The organism is Pedomonas mirosovicensis (assembly GCF_022569295.1).
In the GTDB taxonomy this organism is placed as follows: Bacteria; Pseudomonadota; Alphaproteobacteria; order Sphingomonadales; family Sphingomonadaceae; genus Pedomonas; species Pedomonas mirosovicensis.
The window spans coordinates 647,734-671,301 of sequence record NZ_JAKFIA010000002.1 but is presented as its reverse complement, the minus strand read 5'-3'; the positions used below and the strand labels follow the sequence as shown (position 1 = coordinate 671,301).

At 63.4% G+C, this 23,568-nt stretch carries 9 protein-coding genes and 1 pseudogene; 3 read left to right on the top strand and 7 right to left on the bottom strand.

From position 1 onward, the window contains the following. The first annotated feature begins 57 nt into the window (after positions 1–57). Complete coding sequence (locus L0C21_RS15730; protein WP_259279358.1) at positions 58–2,475, top strand: S9 family peptidase; 2,418 nt, start codon at positions 58–60, stop codon at positions 2,473–2,475. A 119-nt stretch (positions 2,476–2,594) separates the two neighbouring features. On the opposite strand, the gene L0C21_RS15725 is transcribed toward L0C21_RS15730, so the two are convergent. Continuing rightward, positions 2,595–14,135 (bottom strand): autotransporter-associated beta strand repeat-containing protein, encoded by an 11,541-nt coding sequence (locus tag L0C21_RS15725; RefSeq protein ID WP_374940287.1) that lies wholly within the window; start codon positions 14,133–14,135, stop codon positions 2,595–2,597. Here L0C21_RS15725 and L0C21_RS15720 point away from each other — a divergent pair. Together L0C21_RS15720 and L0C21_RS15715 are read left to right on the top strand one after the other, a co-directional pair. After that, on the top strand, positions 14,101–14,271 hold the full coding sequence (locus L0C21_RS15720) for a hypothetical protein (RefSeq protein WP_259279356.1): 171 nt from the start codon (positions 14,101–14,103) through the stop codon (positions 14,269–14,271). The two genes, L0C21_RS15725 and L0C21_RS15720, sit on opposite strands and share 35 nt — an antisense overlap. Before the next feature lie 834 nt (positions 14,272–15,105). After that, positions 15,106–15,345, top strand: a complete 240-nt coding sequence (locus L0C21_RS15715; protein WP_259279355.1) for a hypothetical protein — start codon at positions 15,106–15,108, stop codon at positions 15,343–15,345. Here the strand turns inward: L0C21_RS15715 and L0C21_RS16980 are convergent. From L0C21_RS16980 to L0C21_RS15690, 6 genes and pseudogenes are all read right to left on the bottom strand, one after another. Beyond that, positions 15,314–15,412 (bottom strand): helix-turn-helix transcriptional regulator, encoded by a 99-nt coding sequence (locus L0C21_RS16980; RefSeq protein WP_374940275.1) that lies wholly within the window; start codon positions 15,410–15,412, stop codon positions 15,314–15,316. The genes L0C21_RS15715 and L0C21_RS16980 overlap by 32 nt on opposite strands. Continuing rightward, entirely contained in the window at positions 15,373–16,032 is a 660-nt protein-coding gene (locus L0C21_RS15710) for an AraC family transcriptional regulator (protein WP_259279354.1), read from the bottom strand. The genes L0C21_RS16980 and L0C21_RS15710 overlap by 40 nt, the downstream gene beginning before the upstream one ends. 412 nt (positions 16,033–16,444) lie before the next feature. Continuing rightward, positions 16,445–17,449 carry a phospholipase C/P1 nuclease family protein gene (locus L0C21_RS15705; protein ID WP_259279353.1) on the bottom strand — a complete coding sequence of 335 codons (1,005 nt, stop codon included), beginning with the start codon at positions 17,447–17,449 and terminating at the stop codon, positions 16,445–16,447. Between the two features lie 92 nt (positions 17,450–17,541). Continuing rightward, positions 17,542–20,038 (bottom strand): annotated as a pseudogene (locus tag L0C21_RS15700) (TonB-dependent receptor). A gap of 78 nt (positions 20,039–20,116) precedes the next feature. After that, complete coding sequence (cobA, locus tag L0C21_RS15695) at positions 20,117–20,938, bottom strand: uroporphyrinogen-III C-methyltransferase (protein ID WP_259279352.1); 822 nt, start codon at positions 20,936–20,938, stop codon at positions 20,117–20,119. Continuing rightward, positions 20,928–23,567: a nitrate reductase gene (locus L0C21_RS15690; protein ID WP_259279351.1), complete on the bottom strand. Its 2,640-nt coding sequence runs from the start codon at positions 23,565–23,567 to the stop codon at positions 20,928–20,930. Before L0C21_RS15690 ends, cobA begins: the two co-directional genes overlap by 11 nt. Position 23,568 lies beyond the last annotated feature (1 nt).

Here is a 23,568-nt window from a genome sequence, read left to right as displayed (position 1 = left end):
ATTGTTATACTATATACTTTTTACGGCAGTGGACACGCATTGCTAAGGGGGAGAACAATGGCAAGCGCAGCTGAAACAAGGGAAAACCCACGCGAACACAGCCGACGAGGAAAGCCCTTGCGGGTAGCTCTCAGCACCGCCATGGCGCTTGCCCTCTTTGGGCAGCCCGTATTGGCGCTCGCGGCCAATACTGCCACGCACGCCGATAGCGCTCAGGGCTACCCTGGCGTCGCCGAGCGCTACGCGCTTGCCGACAAATACCTCCGCGACAATATGCGGACGTTTATCGCCGATGCTGACCTACAGGCTGCTTTCACTACTAGCGGCCAAGGCATCGTCTACCGCAAGGGGCCTTCTGGTGCGCGCCAGATCTTTTATTTTGATCTCGCATCGCGCTCGGCGCGCCCGATTATTGCCGAGGCGCGATTGGCTGCGCTTCTAGCCAAAGCCACTGGAGAAGATCTTGCGCCTCACAGCCTCGCGCTGGAGACGCCTGAATTCGATGCCGCGATCAATGAACTGCATTTCGGCAGCCTCGGCAAGCGCTGGTCGCTTTCTGCCGACCAGAAGCTGACAGAGGCAAACAGTGGCGACCCCGAAGGCGAAGGCGCCCTGTCGCCCGACGGACGGTTCCGCATCGTTGCCCGCAATTTCAACCTGTTTGCGATCGACACCCGAAGCGGACAGGAAATTGCGCTGACAACGGATGGGACGCGCGATCAGCCTTATGGTCGCAATATCCCCATGCTGCCGACCATTCTGAAGGAAGGCACTGAGGATCCTGAAATGCCGGTTTCGGTGCGCTGGTCACCAGACAGCAAGCGCATCCTGACCTGGCGGCTCGATACCCGCGGCGTCAAGCGCATGTCGGTTACCCAGCACAATCCGCCGGACAGTCTTTATCCGCGCAGCTTTCATTACATCTATCCGCTTGCCGGCGCCGAGAAGCTGCCTCAGGCCAAGCGGTACATCATTGATGTCGAGACAGCCCTGCGTCAGCGCAAGACCCAGCTGGTAAGCGTCGATGTCCCGAGTGAATCCCTGCTCTACCCGGCCGATCCGGACATGGGCTGGTACGACAATGGTCATGCCCGCATCCAGTGGACCGAGCGCGGCTATGGTAAGCTGGTCGTCTATCGGGTCGATGCGGGAACCGGCGCCGCAACGCCAGTTGCGATCGAGGCGGTAAAACCGCTCGTCACCGTCACCTCCAGTTTCATCCGGCCTGCGCCGGAACTCCAGGGCGAACTCAGCGTCTCGGAGCGCACCGGCTGGGCCCAGCTCTATCTGGTCCGCCCGCAAGAGCCATCCGGCGGCAAGCCCCTGACGCACGGCACATGGGAGGTTCTCTCCGTTGAGCATGTTGCAAAGGATGGCAGCGCCATTTTGCTGACCGGCATCGGCCGCGAGCCCGACCGCAACCCCTACTGGCGTCAGCTCTATCGCGTTGCACTGGACGGAAGCGAGCCCGCTTTGCTGACGCCTGAACCACTCAACCACGACGTCAGCATATCGCCCGACGGGCGCTGGATCATCGATGCCATGTCGAGCCCCACGGAGCCAACCCGCACAGTAGTGCGCGATGCGCGTAACGGCCGTATCGTCTCCGAGCTTGGCCGAGGCGATGCCAGCAAGTTGTTCGCGAGCGGCTATACAGCGCCTGAACCGTTCAAGGGTGTCGCGGCTGACGGGCATACGCCGCTTTACGGGATGATCTATCGCCCGGCCAATTTTGATCCCAAGCAGACCTATCCCATTATCGATCATGTCTATACCGGGCCGACGACGACCCAGGTTCCAACGACTTGGGGCGGCACCCTTGCCTCGCCATCATCCAGCGTCGCACAGCTAGGCGCGATCGTGGTGATGATTGACGGGCGCGGCACCTCGCGCCGCGGCCAGAAGTTCCGCCTGCCGGCCTATCAAAATCTGGGCGAGGTCGGCCTTGACGATCACATCGCCATGATCCGGCAGATGGCGGTGCGCTACCCTTATATGGATACAAGTCGCGTCGGTGTCTTTGGCGGATCGGCCGGCGGTTATGATGCAGCCCGCTTTATCCTGCGGCGTCCTAACTTCTTCAAGGTTGCGGTTGCCTCCTCAGGCAATCACGACCTGCGCCTTGACAAAGCCTGGTGGCCCGAAGTCTCGATGGGCTACGCCTCGCCGGAGGTCTGGGAAGCCAACTCCAACATGTCGGTAGCCGGCAATTTGAGCGGCAAACTGCTTTTGGTACACGGCGATATTGACGATAACGTGCCGGTTACGGAGAGCTACCGGCTGGCCCAGGCGCTAATTAAGGCGGGACGCGACGTTGACCTCGTCATTCTGCCCAACACGCGGCATGGGGTATTCCAACCCTTCTTCTGGCGAAAATTCCGCGATTATTTCACCCGCCACCTGATCGGAGACACACCGCCCAGTCAGCCTCTAAAGGCCCCGCCGGCGCAGGCCTCGGCCGTCTCGGCCCAATGAGACAGCACTCATTAGGGCGACTTCATTGGCGCTGCCGGGCGCCATGCTAAGATTATAAAACGGGCGGCGAAGGAAGCATTTTCCTCGCCGCCCAAATCAATTAGCTAGGGTCATTTCTCTCAGAACTGGATTCTGAGTCCGGCGCTGCCCTTGAGGTTGTAGCTGTCACCGAAGTTATCGAGGGCCGAGGAAGCGGAGACTTCGCCGTAGATCGTCAGCCGCTCGCTCAGCGTCAGGCTGCCGCCCAAACCCAGTTCACCCCACCAGCGGTCATCGGCGTGAGCCAGCCTCGTGCCCGAAACCTCCGTGAGCGTGCCGTCGAGCCACTCGAAGCTGACGTTGACCAAGCCATAGAGATGGCTGCGCCGCGCACTTCCCTGGTGTTCCCAGGTGGCTTGGTGGTCGAGCGAGACGCCCCAGCGAGTCTTCAGGCTCTCGGCATGACGGACCGAGACGGCAGCGCCAAACCTATCGGTGAACCGGTCGAAGTCGACGTGGGCATAGGTCATCTGAAGCTGCGGCGTGAGCGAGAGCGCCGCGCTCACTTCCGTGCGCTTGCCCAACTCAAGGCTGAAGGCCTCGCCATGACCGGTGTTATCATCCGCCAACTGGCCGAGCACGCTGGAGTCCAGGTCGCTCCTGAACCAGCTGATCTGGGCCTGGCCGTCGGCATAGAAGCCCTGCGGGCCGTACCAAGTCAGGGTTGCCCCTACGCCATAGCCATCCGTATCGAGGCTGCCGATGCCGAACACCGACTGCACGCCAGCGTTGGCGTTGCCGTAGTGGGCGTTAAGGCCACCCACAAGGAGGCCCTTTTCACCCTTATCGGCCAGGGTCCGGTCCAGGCCAAGCTGCATCTTCCAGGTGTTAACATCGTGGTCGGCCTGGCTGGTGGTAACCCGGGCGTTGCCCCGTTGCCGCGTACCCTCAATCCGGCCCCACACGCCGCCGTCCGCGTCCAGGGTGCCCGGCGCCCACTGGCGGTTGCCAACGCGCTGCTGCAGCGTCGGCAAGCCGTTCAGCGCCTGCAGGGTCTGGGCATAGACCTCGTAGACCGGCACGCCCGGCTGATAGATCGGGTTCGGTTCTTGGGGATCTTGCGGTACTTGCGGCTCCTGTGGGTCAGGGTTGAGCGCCTCCGAGCGCAGGTACCAGTCGCCATCCTCAGGCGTGCTGGTGCCTCCCTTGTGGAGCGTATAGGCATAGGCGCCAGCAACGACCGCCTGCTCGCCTTTAAACACATAGTCGCCGGCCAGGGTAAAGATGCCGTTCGACGCCCCGGCCACATCGATAATCTTGATGCCCTCTCTAGTCGGCGCGCCTTGGCCGCCCCGGTTAATCACCTGGACGCTTGCCGTGCCGGCCGTATCGCCGGTCACCACCAGCCGATCAGCGGCCGAGGCATCCCCGCCGAGTTCGGCCTCGATCTCGATCAGGCCGCCCTCGCTCACCAGGCTGCCGGCAAGGGTCAGCGTGCCGATGCCGTTGCCCGGGGCGATGATACCGCCGCTGTGCAAGGTGGTGGTGCCCACCCGGCCGATGCCGGCCAAGCGCCCACCCAAGAGCACGTCCATGCTGCCGCCCAGTCGGCCGTTGACGGCAAGCGTGCCCGCCTTGACGGCAGTCGTGCCAGCAAAGCCAGCGCTATTGCCAGTCAGGACCAGCGTGCCGGCCCCGTCCTTGGTAAGGCTACCCGTACCCGAGAAGACGCCCTCGGTCGTGAAGGTGGTGTCTGCTGCCGTGTGCAGGGTGCCCGTGCCCATCACATCAAAAGCGCGGGTTGAGACCATGTCGGCAGTGGTCGCCAGCGTACCGCCATTAAGGGTAACGTCGCCCGTGGCTGCGCCCAATGCGGCATCGATTGCTATCTGCAGCGTGCCGCCGTTAATGGCGGTGCCACCTGTGTAGCTATTGGTGCCCGCCAGGACCAAGGTGCCTCCGTCAGTCTTAACCAGGCGAGCGCTGCCGGTGAGTTCCGCTTCAATCGTGGCGGTGAAGGTTGCGCCGGCATCCGTACCGTCGCCGACGCGCAGGGTTGCCTCCGGCCCAACCAACGTCAGCGCTGCGCCTTTGATCTCATAGCCATCCGTTGCGAACTGCATGCCGGACGTCCTGACAGCCCCCAGGCTGTTGTCGACCGTCACCGTGCCCGCCGTGCCAGCGAAAATGGCGAAGCTCTCGTCGGTAAACGCGGCGTTGAGTTCGCCCTCTTCGCTGGTCCAGTTGTCGTTGCCCGCCCCTGACTGCCAGACGCCGGTGCCGCCGTTGACCATGCCGTCGAACTTCGGCCCGGTCGCGCCATCCCAGTAGTTCAGCGTCAGCCCGCCGGTGTTGACCAGGTTCACCTGACCCGCAACACTGGTCTGGACAAAGACCGTGCTGCCCGCTGGCAGGGTGCCGAGCGTCAGGCCATTGTTGGTCAGACTGCCGGCGTAGTTGATTACCCGGTAGATGCCGGCCCCGAAGCTGCCGCCAGCTGTTTCTGCAACGTTTATGGCACCATCGAGCACTAGGTCGCCCTTGACCTCGATCAGGTCGTTGAGCCCGCCCCCGGCTACTCCCGCCTCGCCGAACTCCATCTCGAGCGTGGAGCCTGCCGCCAGCGACAGGTCGCCGGCGATGGTCAGCGTGCCGACACCCGTGCTGCCTGGGGTCAGGGTCGCCCCATCGGCCAGCATCACATCGCCGCCGATCGTGCCGACGCCGCCGAGCCGCGCGCCATTGGCTACCGAGGTCAGGCCGGTCGCCGCCGACTGGTCGCCGTTGACGAGCACCGTGCCGGCCAACACGTCGGTCGTGCCTGCGTAGCTGTTCGCACCGGCGAGCACCAGCGTGCCGTCACCAGTCTTGCTCAGGCTGCCAGCGCCAACAACTGTACCGTCCAGGCTCAATGTGGTGCCTACGTCGCTGCGGAAAGCGCCCGGACCGTCCAGCGTGATGCCACGCATGGTGGTTAGATCCGCCGTCGTGTGCAGCGTGCCTCCATTGAGGGACAGGTCGCCATTGGCCGCGCCGAGCGCCGCGTCGCTCGCGATCTGCAGCGTGCCGCCCGCGATCGTGGTGCCCCCAAGGTAGCTGTTGGCGCCGTCCAGCACCAAGGTGCCCAGGTCGCTCTTGATAAGCCGGGCATCACCGGTCAGCTCAGCCTGAACCGTTGCCGTATAATCCACACCCAGGCTCGTGCCATCGCCAACGCGCACGATCGCTTCAGGGCCAGTGAGCGTCAGCGCCCCGCCATTGATCGCATAGCCGTCGCTCGCGAACTGCATCCCGGCGGCGGTCACGTCACCAAGGCTGTTGTCGACCGTGACCGTCCCCGCCGCGCCAGAGAAGATGGCGAAGGCATCCGGCGCGTACGCGGCATTGAGCTGACCAGTGTCGTTGGTCCAGTTATCATTGCCGCCGGACTGCCAGATGCCATCGCCGCCACTGACTTGGCCATCGAACCGGCCCGCCCCCGCGCCGTCCCAGAAGTTGAGCACGACGCCGGTGGCATTGACCAGGTTGACCTGATGGGCAACGGCTGTTTGCACCTGATAGTCGCCCGCCGGCATGGTGCCGAGTGCCAGGCCGTTGTCGGTGAGGGCGCCGTCATAGCTGAGGATCCGGTAAAGGCCGGGCTCGAAGCTGCCGCCAGCTGTCGTTGCGACATTGAGCGTGCCATCGAGCGTCAGGTCGCCCTTGACCACGGTCAGGTCATTGAGCGGACCACCGACGACGCCCGCCTGACCGAAGTTGTAGGCAAGCTGCGTGCCCGCACTCAGGCTCAAGGCCCCGCTTACCGTCAGCGTGCCGGGCGCTGCGCCGAGATCGCCTGGGTTGAGGACGGCGCCATCGGCCATCGCCACTGCGCCGCCGATCGTGCCCAGACCACCGAGCGTTGCGCCCGTCCCCACGCTGACCGTGCTCACCGCGTTGCCGAGCGTGCCGCTGACCAGCAGCGTGCCGCCCGAGACTGTCGTCGTCCCGACAAAGGCCGAGCTGTCGCCGGTCAGGCGGGTGACGCCCGCCACCTGGTTGACCGCGCCCGTGCCCGAGAGCGGCGTGGCGAAGGTGTAGTCCGACTCGGTGTGGTTGAAATTGAGCCGCGCCGCGCCCGGTCCGAGCGCGAGCGTTGCCGCCTCCAACACACCGGCGCCTGCCGCCGCCTGCCCCTCGGCCCCGCCGATGTTGAGGGTGCCGCTGCCGGTCGCGCTGGCGACATAGCCCAGCGTAAACGCGCCACCGACGCCGAGGCGCCCGCCATCGGCAAGGGTGATGACGGCAGTGCCGTTCGTGCCGCCGGCGGAGAGGTCGCCGAGGCTGGAGAAGCTCGAGCCCGAACCAGACACAAGCAATTCGGTGGCTGCCGCGATCTGGGCAATGAGCGCCGATCCGGTGCTCATCGTTGCGCCGTCCAGGATCGACAAGGTGCCATTCTCAAACCGCAGATCCTGCGCGTTGGTCCAGCGCGTGCCGGCACCCGACAGCGTCACGGTCTTGGTCATGGTGGGCGTAAATCCGGTGCCGATCCGAGTACTGTCGCTCTCGATCACGGCACCGTCGGCGAAGGTCGCATCCAGCACCTGGGACTGCCGTATGCCGAGTAGGAGCTGACCGCCGACGCTCAGCCGCGACCCTGCGCCGGTAACATTGAGAATTGCCTGGACGCCAGAGGCAGGGTTGTACCCGATGGACGCCGTGTCACCCACCGCCACAACGCCGCCGTTCTCGATGGTGACGGTTGAGACCGCATCTATCGTTGTGGCGACATTGAGGGTTCCGGTCGAGAGCATCGACCCCGGGCCGCGCACGGTCAGCGCGCTGTTCGGACCCGCGATACTCGTCACACCTGTTCCGATAATCGAACCGCCATCCGACAGGATGAGTGCGCTTTCGGAGACTGCCGTATCGCCGCTGTAGGTGCTGTCGCCAGTCATGGTCAACGCCAGGCCGCCCTGGACGTTGAGCCCGCCCGTGCCGGTGACGGCGCCGGCGAAGGTCAGCGCACCGGTGCGGTTGAAGGTCAGCGTGCCGTTGTTGACGACGTCGCCGAGGATGGCGCCCGTCGCCCCGCCGTTGCCAACCTGGAGCGTGCCCGTCGTGATGGTGGTGCCGCCCGCATAGCTGTTATCAGCCGTGAGGATCAGCGTGCCGGCGCCGTCCTTGGTGAGGTTGCCTGCCCCGCCGACGGTGCCCGTCAGAGTCAGCGTCGTGCCGGTCTGGGGCGTAAACCTGCCGCCACCGTCCTCGAGCGTGACCGCCCGGCCTGACGTGAAGGTGGTTGTCGTCGCCAGCGTGCCGCCATCGAAGGTAAGCGCGCCGGGTGCTGCGCCAAGGTTAGCATCGCTTGCGACCTGCAGCGTGCCGCCGTTGATCGCCGTACCGCCGGTGTAGCTGTTAGTGCCCGTCAGCACCAAGGTGCCGAGGTCCGCCTTGACCAGCTGGGCCGTGCCGGTCAGCGCCGAGTCGATGGTGGCCACATAGTCCGCGCCGATCGAGCCGACGCCGACGCGGATGATCGCCTCTGGGCCAACCAGTTCGATCGCATTGTCCTGAACGGTGTAGCCGTTGACCGCGAACTGCATGCCCGAAGCCTGTACGGGACCGTTGGTGGTATCAACCGTGACCGTGCCGCCCGTGCCCTGGAAGATGGCAAAGCCAGCATTGGTAAAGGCGCCGTTGGTCTGGCCGCTGTCGGTGGTCCAGTTGATGTCGCCGTCTGCCCGCCAAGTGCCGCTGCCGCCGTTGACCACGCCGTTATTGTGCGGCCCGGCATCGCCATCCCAATAGTTGAGAGTAAGGCCCGCCGTGTTGACCAGGTTGACCTGGTTGGCGACCGAGGTCTGGAGATAGGCATTACTACCGACCGGCAGGCTGCCAAGCGTCAGATCATTATCGACAAGGCTACCGCCGTACTCGAACACCCGGTAGATGCCAGGGCCAAAGCCGCCGCCGCTGGAGACCGTTACATCGAGCGTGCCATCGAGCGTCAGATCGCCGCCAACCCGGATCAGGTCGTTGAGCAGACCACCAGCCACATTGGCCTCGCCGAACTCGAAGGCGAGCTCCGACGCATTGTTCAGCGTCAGGTCGCCGTTAATGGTGAGCACGCCCGGGCTGTTGCCTGGCGCCAGGATGCCGCCATTCTCGACCAGCACATCGCCGCCGATGATGCCGTCGCCGCCCAGCGTCGCCCCGGTCCTCACGGTGGTAAGGCCGGTCGCCGCCGATTGGTTGCCGTTGATCCGCAGCGTGCCGGCCTCAACGGTAGTCGCGCCTAAATAGCTGTTGGCACCGGTGAGCACGGTCGTGCCCGAGCCGGTCTGGGTAACTGTACCACTGCCCGAGATCAGCCCGCCAAAGGTGTAGGCATCCGAGCGGTTGAAGGCGAGCGTGCCGCTGTTGACGACGTCACCAAGGAGCGTGCCCGTTGCCGTGCCGTCGCCCAATTGCAAGATACCTGCCGTAATGGTGGCGCCGGCCGTGTAGCTGTGGTCGCCGGTCAGGGTCAGCGTGGCTATGCCCTGCTTGTTGAGGCGCTCAAAGCCCCCCACAACCGTGCCGCTCAGGGTGCGTGCAACCGCATTATTGACCGCCAGCGTATCCGTGCCGGCGCCTGCGGCAACGCCCGCACCCAGGAGCGCCCCGCCGTCGTTCAACGTCAGCATGTCGTCGCCATCGCCCAAGCTGAGGGCGGCAGTGCTGGCATTGAGCGTGCCAGCAAGCGTGATCGCATCACTGCCGGCGCCCAGATCGCCGCTGGCGGTGAGTACGCCGCTGCCCGCCACTTCGATCGTGCTGGCGCCAGCGTCGCCGGTGACGGCCGTCATTGCGCCGCTGGCCGCACTCACCGTGCCAACCACAGCCAGACGCGAAGCGCCGTTCATGGCGAGCGTTGCGGTCGTCAGCGCGCCGTCAACCTGCAGGGTGCCGGCGTCGATCCGTGCTGCGCCGATCGCATTGCCAGTGGAGGTCAGCACGGTGGTGCCGGCGCCGATCTGGGCAAGCATGCCCGGGCCGCTCAACGTGCCGGTGAAGTCGAACTGGTCGCTGCGGTTGATCGACAGAGTGGAGGTCGCACGATTGACAATGACATTGCCAGCGCCGGCGTTGCCGGTAGTACCGCCGTTGCCGATCATCAGGTTGCCGTCGTTGACGACGGTGTTACCAGTGAAGCTGTTGTTGCCGGTCAGCACCCAGGTACCGGTGCCGTTCTTAGCCAGCGTCGTTGTACCGCCCGCGCCGTCGCCGATGGTACCGCCCAGGGTATTAAGGCCGGTGTTGGTGCCGCCCAGCGCAACGGTCCGGTCCCCCAAGCCGGAGTAGGTGACCGCCGCCGTGTTCTCAAAGACGATCGCGCCGGTGCCGGAGGACTCGATGGAGCTGATACCCTCGGCCAGCGTGAACAGGCGGTCGGTCACATCACCGTCGCCGGTGTAGCGCAGGGTCGCGGTATTTCCGATCACCAGGCTGGTTGCATCACCCGACGAGGCGCCGATCGAGCTGGCCTCGCCGCCGCTCCTCAGCGTGTCGACCGCCAACACGCCGCCAAGGATGGTGGTCGCGCCCGTATAGGTGCTGCCCGCATTGGTCAGCACCCAGGTGCCTTCACCTGTCTTGGTCAGCGCGGTTTGCTCCGCGCCATTGTCGGCAATCAGGACCGCCAGGCTGTTATCAAGCGTGTTCGAACCGGTAAGCGTCAAGGTGCGGTTGCCCGCGCCCGCAAAGCCCATCGTGCCGGTGCTGGTGAAGTGAATGGCGCCGGCGCCGGAGGCGTCGAGCGTACTGTCGGCGGCAGCACCCAGCGTGAATAGTCGGTCAGTACTGCCACCAGAGCCGGTATAGCGCAGAGTACCGCCGTTGAGGACAAGATTGCTCGCCACCGCCGTCGAGGCACCGATCGAGCTGGCCTCGCCGCCGTTGGCAAGACTGCTGACAGCGAGAATGCCGCCGTTGATCGTGGTGCTGCCTTCGTAGCTGCTGCTGACGCCAGAGAGCGTCTGCATCTGTGTGCCGGAGCCGTTCTTGATTAGCCCGCCCGTACCGCTGATAGCGCCGCTGAAGATCAGCTCGGCCCCAGTACTGAGGGTGAGCATTGCGGAGCCGAGCGTGACATTGCCGGCGCCGGTGAGGCCGCCAACCGAATTGCTGAAGTTGTCGAGGTCGAGCGTGGTACCGGCGTTCACGGTCATTCCGCCCGTGCCGAAGGCGCTGGTCGAACCGGCTCGCAACGTGCCGCCGCGGATCGTCGTGCCGCCGGTATAGTCATTGGTGCCGGACAGCACCAGGATGCCGGCAGCATCCTTCCTCAAGGTACCACCCCCAGTGACCTGGCCGCCGAAGGTCAGTATCGTATCGCTATTTTGCACACCGATCGCGCCGGTATTGGCAAGCAACCTGAAGCCGCGATCCGTGGTGACGGTGTCGCCCGTGTAAACCAACGCGCCATTGTTGAAGACCAGATTGGATGCAAGGTTGCTGGACGCGCCAATATCGCTCGCCTCGTCACCATTGCGAAGGCAACCGACGGTCAGCGTACTGCTACCGGTAATCGTGGTGATCCCGGTATAGCTGTTGGTGCAGCCGCTGAAGGTCTGGCCGCCGCTGGCAAGGGTGATGTTGCCGTTAATGCCGGTAAAATTGCCGGTAAAGCTGCGGCTACTACCGTCCAGCGTCAGCGTTTGGCCCCCCAGATCAACCGTCCCGCTGCCATCAAGCCCGCGGATCGTGCTGTTGTAGCCACCGAGGTCCAGCGTGCCGCCCGCGTTCACGGTGACGGTGCCGTTGCCGAACGCCTGGGGCGAGCCAGCGCGCAGCGTACCAGCATTGACGATTGTCCCGCCTGTATAGGTGTTGGCACCCGACAGCACCAGGGTGCCTGCGCCGTTTTTGGTCAGGAAATTGCCCGCTACCACGCCGCTCAGCGTCAGTTCCGTGCTGCCATTGGCGACGTCGATCGCGCCGCCACCGTAGCCAGTCGTGAAGCCGCGGTTGCTAATGATCGTGCCACCGGTATACTCCAGCTCGCCGCCATTCACGAGCATCAGGTTCGATGACGCCGCCGAAGATGCGCCGATCGAACTGTTGACCCCGCCGTCAGCCAGCGTGGATACGGCCAGTGTACCGCCACTGACAGTGGTCACTCCAGTATAACTGCTGTTGCCGTTGGCCAGGGTCAGCGTACCCGGGCCGGCCTTGACGAGGCTGGCGCCGTCGGGGCTCACCACTTCGCCTTCAAAGGTTAGGTTGGTGTCAGCCTCGGTCACCGCAATGGTGTTGTCGACGATAGCGCCGGAACGGGCAATGGTGAAACCGCGGTCGCTGGTGGTGTCACCCCCGGTGTATTGCAGCGTTGCGCCCTGGATTACCAGTTTGCCCGGATCCGCTGACGAAGCGCCGATCGCACTGTTAATGCCGCCATCCTTGATGCTGGCGACGGCCAGGGTGCCCGCGCTGATCACGGTCGCACCGGTGTAGCTGTTGTCCGCGTTGGCCAGCGTCACCAGCCCGTCGCCCGCCTTGGTAAAGCCGATGACGCCGGTATTGTCGACAATCTGCGAGCCGATGATGAAATTGCCCGTGCTGTTCTGCTGAATGCCGAGCTGCCCACCGCCCCGTGTGCCGGTGATCGAGCCGCCCGTAATGCTCGGCCCGTTGCTTTCGACCGTAGGCGCTACAATGATGGTGCCGTCAATCCCAAGGGTCTGGCCGGCAGCGATAGTCACGTCCCCGGCAGTTGCCTGCGTATAGCGTAGGCCGGCCAGCTGCACCGAGGCGCCTACCTCGCTGAAGAAGCCATCCACATCGGTGATGTACTGGCTTTCCTGCCACTGGGAGGCATCGTCCATATCCGTGTAGTCGGTATCCGTGAAAGCGACGATCTTCCCACCCTCATCCACCAGCACCTTGGCATAGTCCGAGCCGTTGACCGTCGCCCAGCCGCCGAGCGCCGCGCTGGTGGTGGTAATGGCGCCAGCCTCTGGCAGGACGAAATTCACAAGACCGCCGCTATGGGTGATGGCACCCAAATTAAGGGTCAGGCTGCCTGCTGCACCGGAGGTCGCACTGACCGTATTGTTACCGTCCGTGATCGTAAGGCCGCCCAGGGATTGGGTGTTGGCTATCCCTCCCTTGCCCGTAACGGCGAGGGTGCTGCCGCCCATGCTGACCACGGACGAAGCGGAGAGGATGTTGTCGGCCGGCGCATTGGCGCCCGCAAAATCCAGCGCCAGCGTGCCGCCGCCGATGGTGGTGGCGCCGCCATAAGTGTTGGCGCCGGTCAGGGTTAAGGTGCCGCCGCCCAGCTTGGTGAAGCTGCCAGTGCTGGTGCCGGTGATGGTGCCGTTGAAGGTGCGGTTGATGCCCGTGTCCAGTGTCAGGGTGAAGCCGGCGCTGCCCAGCGCCAGGGTGCCTCCTGAGCCGGCCAGGTTCGTCGTCGACAGGTCGTAACCATTTAGGTCCAGCATGCCGGCGTTGATCGTAATGCCGGTGGTCGTCCCAAAGGCCGACGCATGGCCAGCACGCAGCGTGCCGCCGTCAACGGTGATGGCGCCGGTGCGGGTATTGGCCCCGCTGAGCACCCAGGTGCTGCTGCCGGTGCTGGCGAGGTTGCCGGCGCCGGAGATGACGCCCGAGAAGCTGTTGTCCGCGCCGGTGTAGGTGCCACCGAACGTCAAGGTGGCCGCGTTAGCGAACACCGCGTCACCGCTCAGCGACAAGGCTCCGCTGCCGTCGTTGCTAATCGTGCCGCCGCCCCACGAGGCCGTCCAGGCCCGGTTGCTGGTGGCGCCGCTGCCCGTATAGCTCAGAACGCCGCTATAGTTCAGAGTAATCTTCGTCCCAACGCCGAGCGAGCTGACCGCCCCTCCATCGGCCAGGGTGCCTGCCTTGACGGTGGCGGTACTGATCCAAACCGGGACGTTGAAGCTGTTGGCATCCCCAAGCGTGATGGTGCGTCCAGCGCCGCCACTAAAGGAGACCGTACCCATACTTCCGCTGATTTCGCCCAGGAGTTCCATATCGGCCGATGTGGCCACGAAGTTAACACCCGTGCTGCCAGGACCCGTGAGCGCGATGCCTTCCCGCAGTGTCAGAGTCCCGGTGCCGCCGTTCGAAAATGCCAGATTGGCGCCGCTCGACGACATGGACCAGTTGCGGTTGGAATCGTCCCCGTCGCCGGTATAGGACACGGTCCTGGTGTAGCCGCCCCTTGGCGCGACGATGATGGTTCCCATCGAGGGGTCGGTTGGAGCGCCCAGAGCACTCGCCTCGCCGAGGTTTCCAACCGAGGAAAATAATACATTGTTGTCGAAGCTGAGGGTCGTCTGCCCGGTGTAATCATTGGCGTCGTTGGTAGGCCCGGTTCTGTAGAAGGTAATATCGCCGGAGCCCGTATAGCGGGCAGAGGCCGCACCCACGCCATCAACGACTGTCTGACCGCCGCTGCCAAGCGTGATTACCCGGTCGGCGCTCAGGGCCGTGTTGATGCTCAGCCAACTGCCCGCCTTGGTAAAGATGCGATTGCTGGCGACACCGAGCGCGGCGTCGCTGTTAATGGACAAACCGCTTCTGGCGGTGCTGTTAACGTAAATATCGCCAGTAAAACTGCTCGTGCCATTGAGTGTCAGCGTACCGGCGTCGATTATGAGATTGCCGGTAAAGCTGTTCGCCCCGCCCAGCGTCAGTCCGCCAGCCCCCGCTTTTGTCAGCCCTGCCGTGCCGGCGATTACGGAATTGATCGTCGCCGTGCCACTATTGACGGTGATGGTGGGCGTCGCACCGCCAAGCGTCAGCGTGCTCCCGGTGAGCGTATAGCCAGAAACGTCGAAGGTCAGGTTCCCGGCGTTGATCGCCTCAGCCAAGGTCACCGTCCCAGCGGTGCCCGCGAAGATGGCATTGTCAAACGCGCTGTTGTTCCAAAGCTCGAAGGGACCGGCAGCGCCGTTGGTCGTCGTGCTCCAGGAGCGAGCCGTCAGGTTCCAGGCGCCGGTGCCCCCCAGAGTCAGGCTGCCATCGCCCAAGGCGTCCCAATAGCGATCCGCCGCCGCAGCTGGATTGGCCGCAAGGGCCAGGGGAACGAGGCCGGCAGCGCCTACACGCGCAAAGCACAGGATCAGCTCGGCCACATGCGGGGCATAGCTGGCGACCCTGCCCTTCCACTTGGTCATGCGTCCGCCGCGCATGATACATGACCCCCACCCCGCATTTTGCTGGTCATCTGCCAATGCATCGGATTGTTTTGCGCGCAGGGTTAAGTCGGTCATGGAAATGTGGCGCATGTGCCCTCATATTTTCTTAGACTCTACTGCCGAATTTTCTCAGGCGTGCAGCATCGCTCCCCGATGCGCCGTATCGGAGTAGAGTTCATTGATTTTTGTTCGTGAAGGCGCTCGAGCGCCTAAGGGTGCCTCATCCAGCACTAAAGCTCAGTGGCACCGGATCGGAAAGATACCAGCCTGCAAGTAACAGCCTTCCGGAAACCCGTTTCGACATCCGAAATAGACAGCCACCTCATACTTGACCCCCTAAGATATGGCAGCCGTTAATCCACTGCTGCCATTCCTGCCTGGCCTAGCATTGCCTGCCTTTGGAGATTCAATACAGAACCCGCAAAGCTGCCCCAGGACAATGCCAGCTATAAAGAGAAACATGATTTCCCATGCCTTGTATTTCAAAAAATACCGTTTCTTTTTTAGAAAAAATGGGGATCATGGTTTAAAATTAGTAAATAATGCCAAGAGCAATAAATTTTTTCTATATTACAGAGGCCTAGATCAGCAACATGGCCAAACCACACACGCAAAATGCCAATCAATGCTAGCCGCAATCATAGCATCTTCAAGTATAAAAGAATCAATTACCCGCGAAGCCGCACTTGCATGGGGGTGATATTTCGGTGCATCCGCATCGTCGTTGTCAGATGACTCTGGCTTGAGAAGCCGCATAAGTGGGCCACGTTCGCAATGGCCAGGTCCCCCGAACCAGCAGCTTCTCGGCAAAATCAAGACGTAGATCGATAAGATATTGATGAGGAGATTTTCCAAACGTCTTGGCGAATGACTGGATGAAATAATGCCGGGAGAGCCCTGCCACCGAGGCCAGATCGGCAATCGATATTTTGCGGCTGACATGGGTCTCCATATACTGCCGTACCCTTTGGGCTTGGCGGGAAGAAAGCCCGCCACTGGTCCGCGTTAAGCTTGCTCCTATGCCTCCATAGCGCCGCAGTAGATGAACGCCCAGGATCGTCACAAGCGATTCAACAAAAAGCTCGTTCGCGCCTTCTTTCCTGGATAATTCAGCTTTCATCAATTCTGCGATATGCAATGCCCACGGATCGACAGTTCCGAATGGAACCAGCTGCAATTCACTCCTGCCCCCATTCCGCTCCTGTTCTGCTAACTCCTGCAATACGGATGCCGGCAGGACAATGGTCGCATTCTCCCTGGTGTGCTGCCATACTACGTGTGCATCCATGCCAGCTGGCGTAATGACGATCGTGCCAACTTCAGCGTCGTATTCGTGAAGCCTGTCGCCGCCAATAGCGCTTCTCAACCCCTGTGTCGGAGCCAGCATGATACTGATGAAATTATGCTCGGCCTCGGCGATACTCTGCGATCCGGGAGGCCGTACAACGTGCGCTACTCCTCCGCGGAGCGTCGCTAGACGGGGACCAACATTTTCAGGGATTTCGCTAAACAAGCTATGGTGAAAATCCGGTTTACTCTGCATTGTTTGCTGACCGAAACATAGTAGTCGGATTCCACTAGGCAACATCTAACATTAACAAATGCCGAACAAACCAGCCCCCTGTTGTATCGTCCCTTCCAGCATACTGGTCAGGCGCTTGCAGCTTTGGGATTGCCTTTCCTTTCCGCTCCTGATCAGCAGTGCATATTGCCTGGAACGCAAAAAGGCTGCCCGAGGGCAGCCTTTTCAATTCCCGAGAGCACAGACGGGGGTATAAGCTCACGCCCCGCCGTGCGGATCAGGACCGCGCAGCCGGGGCCGAACCGGTCGCCGGGTTGAAGGCCGGGCTGTTGAAATCGAGCGGATTGTCCTCAGCTTTCGGCTGCAGGTTCGCGCTTTCGGCCCAGGCGCGGGTCAGCATATCCCGCAGCATGGCCGCGCCGGTGGCAACGCGGGCATAGACCAGCTCGCGCGCGCCCTTGTTGCCGGGGTCTTCCAGCGCCCCCTCCTTTTCCAGCCGGTAGACGTCCTCCATGTGGGTGTAGGACTCATCGAGGAACGCCAGCACGTGGTCGAACACGTCGCCGGACTGGCGCGCAACCGCCGGAATACGCCCCTCAACATCAGCCGCAGTCAGGTTGATCATTTCCACAAAACGGCCCTCGAACCGACCGTGAATGGTGCGGTCGGTGGTGTAGCCCCTCGAATTGTCCCCACGCCAGCCGTCGCTGTTTTCGGAGACGTGCAGGGGCTGGGAGCCATCACCGATGTAATGCCCCAGCACCGCCACCTCATAGGCGCAGTTCTGCTCCCAGAGGGAGACATCCTCGCCGCGTGCCATTGCTCGGCGCAGCGAGCGCATGTTGGCGACCAGGCGGCCGTAGCTCTCCATCGCCGCGTAGGGCAGAGTTCCGGTCCAGCGCACGTTGGTGCGAGCGGCATGCGCCGGGTCGGTTTTCATCTGCTTAAGGTGAGCGTCGTGCAGCGCCAGCACGAACTCGTAGCGCGAGCGCGGCAGATTTTTCATGAAGGCGAACTGCTCGCGGAACCAGCCGTGGTTCGGGTCTTCCTGAATTTTGGAGAAGGGCTCGGTTGCCGAACGCCAAGTGTCGGGCATGGATGAACTCTTGCTCACATAGTCGGCATACTTCTGCAGGAATACCGGCCCATCGGCAGGCAGGGCGGCAATGGCGGCACGGTCCACCACCTTGTGGGCGAGCACGCCCCAGGCCATGGCAGGCGCGGCCGGAAGGCTACCGGCCACGCAGAGGGCCAGCGACAGTTTTAGCATGAGGTGACGCATCAGACGCTTCCTATTCATGAGGGGAAAGGCGCGGAGCCGGGGAGGAGACGGCACGTGGCTGCCTCCTCCCCGCTTCCTCTTTCGCGGCGCGCTTACCAGGACGTTCCGATCACCAGCCGGAAATTGCGGCCATAGATCGGGCGGCCGTAGATCGCCTCGACACTACCTTGGCCGGCCAGGTTGTCGGTTCGGCTGTTGCCCTCGGTCAGGCCGTGCGCGTTGGTAAGGTTGTCGCCCACCAACTGGACCTGCCAGCCCTCATACTTCACAGTCACGCCCGCACCGAAGGTGCTGTAGGCGGGAAGCGCTGTATTGTTGTAGAGATCCACATAGCGGCGGCCCATGTAGTTGTAGCGGCCGTAGACTTCCACATCAGCCTCGCCCGCAGCGAAGTTGAAGCTCGGGCGGATGTTGCCGTAGACCTTAGGCTGGCGCACGATCTGGTTGCCTTCGACCAGCGACGGGTCGGCGCCATCCGTATTCTGGAAGTTGTGGTACTTGGGATCACTGATGGTGAGCGCGCCGGTCAGCGAGAACCACGGCGTCACGCGCCACAGGCCGTCGAACTCCACGCCTTTGACCGTCGCCTCGCCCACGAACGGCACGCGCTCGTCGTTGCGGCCGGTCGCCGGGTTGTAGGCAGTGAAGCTCTGGTCCATCGGCTTGAATTTGGTGAAGAAGCCGGTGACGTAGAGGTAGCTGCCACCCTTGGCGAACTTGAAGCCGATCTCGTTCTGGTTCGCCTTGGTCACGACGGTGCTCGGGTCAACGCTCGAGACCTGCTGCACCGATGGCACCGATTCCAGATGCGACATGCGCCCATAGACGCCGAAGTACGGACTGATGTCGTAATTGACACCCGCCGTCCAGTTGGTTGCCTCGTACGATAGGTCATGGTGCACCAGTGTGCCGGTGTAACCACGACTGGTATCATCGGCCAAGGTGTCCGGATCGCCTTGGTTCTGCTGTGAGGTCAGCTCGCCCCAGCCCTTGAAGTCGTAGGATTCGTGGCGGACGCCGGCATCGACGCGCAAGTTCCGCGTCAACTGCCAAGTGTCATTGCCGTAGAATGCAACGACGGTTCCATCCGCATCGCCCTTCTTCAGGGTGCTGGCGTAGTAGAGCACGCCGTTGTCAGTCACGGAGCCCTTGATTGCGCCCGCGCTGTCATAGGCAATGAGGTCTAGCAGCTCCGGCTGGCCTTTCACCTGGATCAGATAGTCCTGATAGGCGGCGTCCATGGTCCCGCCATAGGCCGAGGCATAGAAGCCGACCCGAACATCATGGCTGCCGAGCCCGGTTTCGAACTTGCGGGTGATGCTAAGGTCGCCCTGCGCCGAGTAAAATTTCGTGGAGATGTCCCGATACTGACCGGGCATGACCAGACCGGAGTCATCGTAAGGGTCATAGAGCGTCGCGCCATTGGTGCCGGCAATGGCATAGCCGAGGCGGGTGACATCCGGCCCGAAGGCGGCCTGCGCCTTGCCCAGGAAGCCGTTGGCATAGGCGTCAGCGTCAGACGGGTTGGCGGTCGAATAGAGCGCGTTGAAGTGAACCCGCCCCTTGGTCAGGCCGGTCTTGGCCGATACCAGCCAGCCGCTGAAGTCGTTCTCATACTGGAGCCCGATGTTCCATGCCTTGGTGTGACGACCGTTGGCCAGATCGCTTTCCTTGGTTTGCATGGTGCCAGCGCCATCCAGATACTTGATGGTTACATGGCGCAGGGCCGGCGTGTTCATGGTGCCATCGAAGTAGTCGATATACTGGTCCAACGATACAGATGGGTCACGTGGGTCGGCGATCGGGATCGGCAGATAGAAGACGTTGTGGTCGTTGACGTAGTTCGCCGTGACCTTCACGAAGCCGTGGTCCAGATCGTGCTTGATATTAGCGCGGATCTGGCCGCCCTTGTCGGTCGGGAAGCCGTTATCGCGCAGGCCCTCGTTGTAACGGAGAAAACCGCCGATGGCGTAGTAGGTATCCCGTCCCAGCGGACCGGCCTGATAGGCGTCCAGACGATAGAGGCCGGAGTCGCCCAGGGTAATCTGCGCCTTACCGCGCGGGGGTGTCGCTGCCGGTCACGGTGATGTTGTTGACAATTGCGCCGGCATAGCTGGCATAGACCGACGCTGGGCCGCCGCGCAGAACTTCCATGCGGTCGACCATCAGATCGTAGCGGGCCAGAGAGTCACCGCGGAAGAAATAGCCGTCGTTTTCATGAAACAGCGGCAAGCCGTCTTGCTGAAAGTTCACGAAACCGCCGTCGCTGGGCAGGCCACGAATGCGGTAGATGTTCTGCACCTCGCCGCCGGTGGATTCGGTCTGGAAGCCTGGCAGCTGACCGATAAGATCAGCCATGTTAACCGGCGCGATCTTGTCGATCTCTTCGTTGGTCAAAAGGTTGATGGAATAGGATGCATCGAAGCGGCGCTGCGCGCGGGCAGTACCAGTGACAATAATGTCAGACCCCCCGCTTGCAGAATTATCAGCTGCAAAGTCTTCAGCCGATGCCGCATCTTCGGGCACCACCGCATTTTCAGCATAGGCCGACGACGCGAACAGACACATGGCAGGCAACGCGGCCGCCATAAAAGCACGCTTAAAAGTACGCACTTAACCCCCTGTCAGGTTACAATCGCAAACAACCAGCAGGGATGTATCAATGCCTCATTGCGTCCCGATTACATCTTCATTACCCGACGATGACGGCACAGCACCGGCCATCAAACCAGGCATACAGCCTGGTGTCGCGGCGCTCTTCAAAGCAGCACCAATCAGCAGCAGCGTCGGCCCGTCGCCCACCGCCGTTTTGACCGCCAGCGCCAGGAGGTCGAGCCGGGTGGAAAAGCGCCGCTCAGAAGCCAGGCTGGCGTTCTCTACGATCAATGCCGGCGTTGCGGGCGGCAGTCCTGCGGACAGCAGATTGCGGGCGACCTCCGGCGCGGCGGCCCGACCCATGTAGATGGCGAGCGTCGAGCGCGGGTCGGCCAGCGCCGCCCAGTCCAGATCGAGCGCCTCGCCCGCCTTCGCATGGGCGGTGATGAACTGGAGCCGCCGTGCCGCGCCGCGCAAGGTGAGCGATACCCCCGCCGAGGCGGCAGCGGCCGAGGCCGCCGTGATGCCGGGGACCACATGTACGGAAATGCCATGGGCCCTGAGGTGCGCCATTTCCTCTGCCGAACGGCCAAAGATGGAAGGGTCGCCCCCTTTCAACCGCACCACCCTGAGGCCCGCCCTGGCAGCGCTCAGCAGATCGTCGTTGATGTCGCCCTGCTCGCGGGAATGCCGCCCGCTGCGCTTGCCGACGGAGCGAACTCGCACATGCTTCGGCACCAACGCGAGAATTTCCGCACTCACCAGCGCGTCGTGAAACACCACGTCCGCCGCTTCGATCAGCCGGATGGCTTTCAGCGTCAGCAACTCCGGATCGCCCGGCCCTGCGCCCACCAGCCAGACATCCCCCGGTACGATATGCAAATCAGACGGCATGGCTTGCCTCCTTCTCCGGATTCAGCAGTTTGGCAATCGCGGGGCGGCAGGAGCCGCAGTTGGTGCCCGCCTTGAGGGCCGAACCCACCGCCTCCACGCTGGTCAGTCGTTGGTCCGCAATCGCCGCCACCAGCGTCTTGAGCCCCACATCGAAGCACACGCACACGATTGCCCCCCGGTCGGGCTCGGGCTTGGCCGGTCGGCCCGCCAACAGGGCGAGCGGGCTGGGCGCTGCATGTTCCTCCAGCTGGCGGATGAGCCAGTCTCGCGGTGGCAGGCTGGCGTCGCTGGCGATGAACAGGCAGGCTTCCAGTTTGCCGTCGCGCAGCACCGCCCAGCGGGCATTGCCGCGCGTGTGGTCGATCGCTTCCACCCGTTCTCCCCCTTGGGGGAGCAGCTGCGCCGCCAGCGCCGCCGCATCGCCATCGCCCGCCAGTTCATAAAGATGCCCGCCCGCCAGCGTCACGCGGGTCCAGTAGTTGGTGCTTGCCATATCTGCCACCGTCCGGGTGAGGAGGAACCCGCGCCACGCCGTCTCCACGGTGCGAATGCGTGCGGGCGTCGCCTTGAACCCCGGCTGGCCGGAGACCGGGTCGCACAATGGCTGCGCCAGCCGCCCGGTGCGCCCGCCGGAGGAGTGCTGGTCGGTCCAGTGGATCGGCGCGAACAGCTCACCCCGGCGTTGGGCCTCGCTCACCCGCACGCGGTAGAGGCTCGCACCATATCGGGTCTCCACCCGCGCCAGCGCTCTATCCTTCAGTCCGAAGCTCTCCGCATCCTTTGGGTGCACGTCCACCGTCGGCTCAGGGCTGTGGCGCGAGAGGCGCGGGGAAAGCCCGGTGCGCGTCATGGTGTGCCACTGGTCGCGCAAGCGCCCGCTGTTGAGGAGGAGCGGCCAAGAGGGGTCCGCCGGCCGCTCCTCCCCCGGCGCCACCTCGACCATTCGCGCCCGGCCATCGGATGTGGGGAAACGGCCATCGGCGAACAGGCGGGTGGGGTCCGATCTCTCACCCTTCCGCGCGGGCCACTGGAAAGGAGCCAGCGCTTCATATTCTTCGTCGGAAATTCCGGCATATGCGCCGATGTCGAACAGGCGCGCACCGTCGTTCTCGAACGCGGAAAGCCGTGCGTGCTCCCGAAAAATCTCTGCTGGTTTCGTGTACGCAAAAGCCGCGCCGTAGCCCATGCGGCGGGCGACCTCCGAGACGATCCACCAGTCCGGGCGCGCCTCCCCCGGCAGCGAGAAAAACCGCCGCTGGTGGCTGATGCGCCGCTCGGAGTTGGTGACCGTGCCGTCCTTCTCCCCCCACGCCGCCGCAGGCAGCGCGATGTGGGCGAGATCAAGTGTATCGGTACGGGTTATGCAGTCGGAGACCACCACCAGCGGGCATTTTTTCAGCGCGTCCCGCGCAGCATTCGCGTCTGGCAGGCTGACGAGAGGGTTGGTCGCCATGATCCACAGCGCCTTGATTTTTCCCTCGCTGACGGCGCGGAACAGGTCCACCGCCTTGAGGCCGGGCGTGCGGGCGATGTTGGGCGCGCCCCAGAAACGCCGCACCCGGTCGATGTCGCCTGTGTTCTCGAAATTCATGTGCGCGGCGAGCTGGTTGGCAAGGCCGCCCACTTCGCGCCCGCCCATGGCATTGGGCTGACCGGTGATGGAAAAGGGCGCAGCCCCCGGTTTGCCGATGCGGCCCGTCGCCAGATGGCAATTGATAATGGCGTTGACCTTGTCCGTGCCGTTGACCGACTGGTTCACCCCCTGGCTGAACAGGGTAACGGTGCGGGGCGTACCCGCGAACAGGCTGAAGAATTTCGCAAGGTCGCTGGCGGACACATCGCAATCGCGGGCCACATCGAACAGATCGTGGCCTTCCTCCAGCCGCGTCCAGAAGCCGGGTGGCACGGAGACATGCCGGGCGATGAACTTTTCATCGAGCGCGCCGCAGTCGGCCAGGTAAGCGATGAGGCCGTTGAACAAGCGCACGTCGCTGCCCGGCTTGACGGCGAGGTGCAGGTCCGCCGTCTCGCAGGTTTCGGTGCGGCGCGGGTCGATCACCACCAGCTTCGTGCCGCGCTTCTCCCGCGCCGCCATGATGCGCTGGTAAACGACCGGGTGGCACCAGGCGGTGTTGGAGCCAACCAGCACGATCAAATCCGCCTCATCCAGGTCTACGTAGGAAGCGGGCACCACATCCTCAGCAAAAGCGCGGCGATGCCCGGCAACGGCCGAGGCCATGCACAGGCGGGAGTTGGTGTCGATGTTGCCCGAGCCGAGGAACCCCTTCATCAGCTTGTTGGCCACGTAATAGTCTTCTGTCAGCAGCTGGCCGGAGACGTAGAACGCCACCGAGTCCGGCCCGTGCTCGGCAATGGTGCGGGCGAAGCCCTCCGCCACAAGGCCAAGCGCCTCGTCCCAGCCCGCCTGCCGCCCGGCAACCATGGGGTGCAGCAGCCGCCCTTCCAACCCTACCGTCTCGCCCAGATGCGTGCCTTTGGAGCACAGCCGCCCGGCGTTGGCCGGATGCGCCTCGTCTCCCCGGATCTCGGCGCGGCGCTCGCCCGTCACCTCGGCGCGAATGCCGCAGCCGACGCCGCAATAGGGGCAGGTGGTGTGCACCCCGGCCATG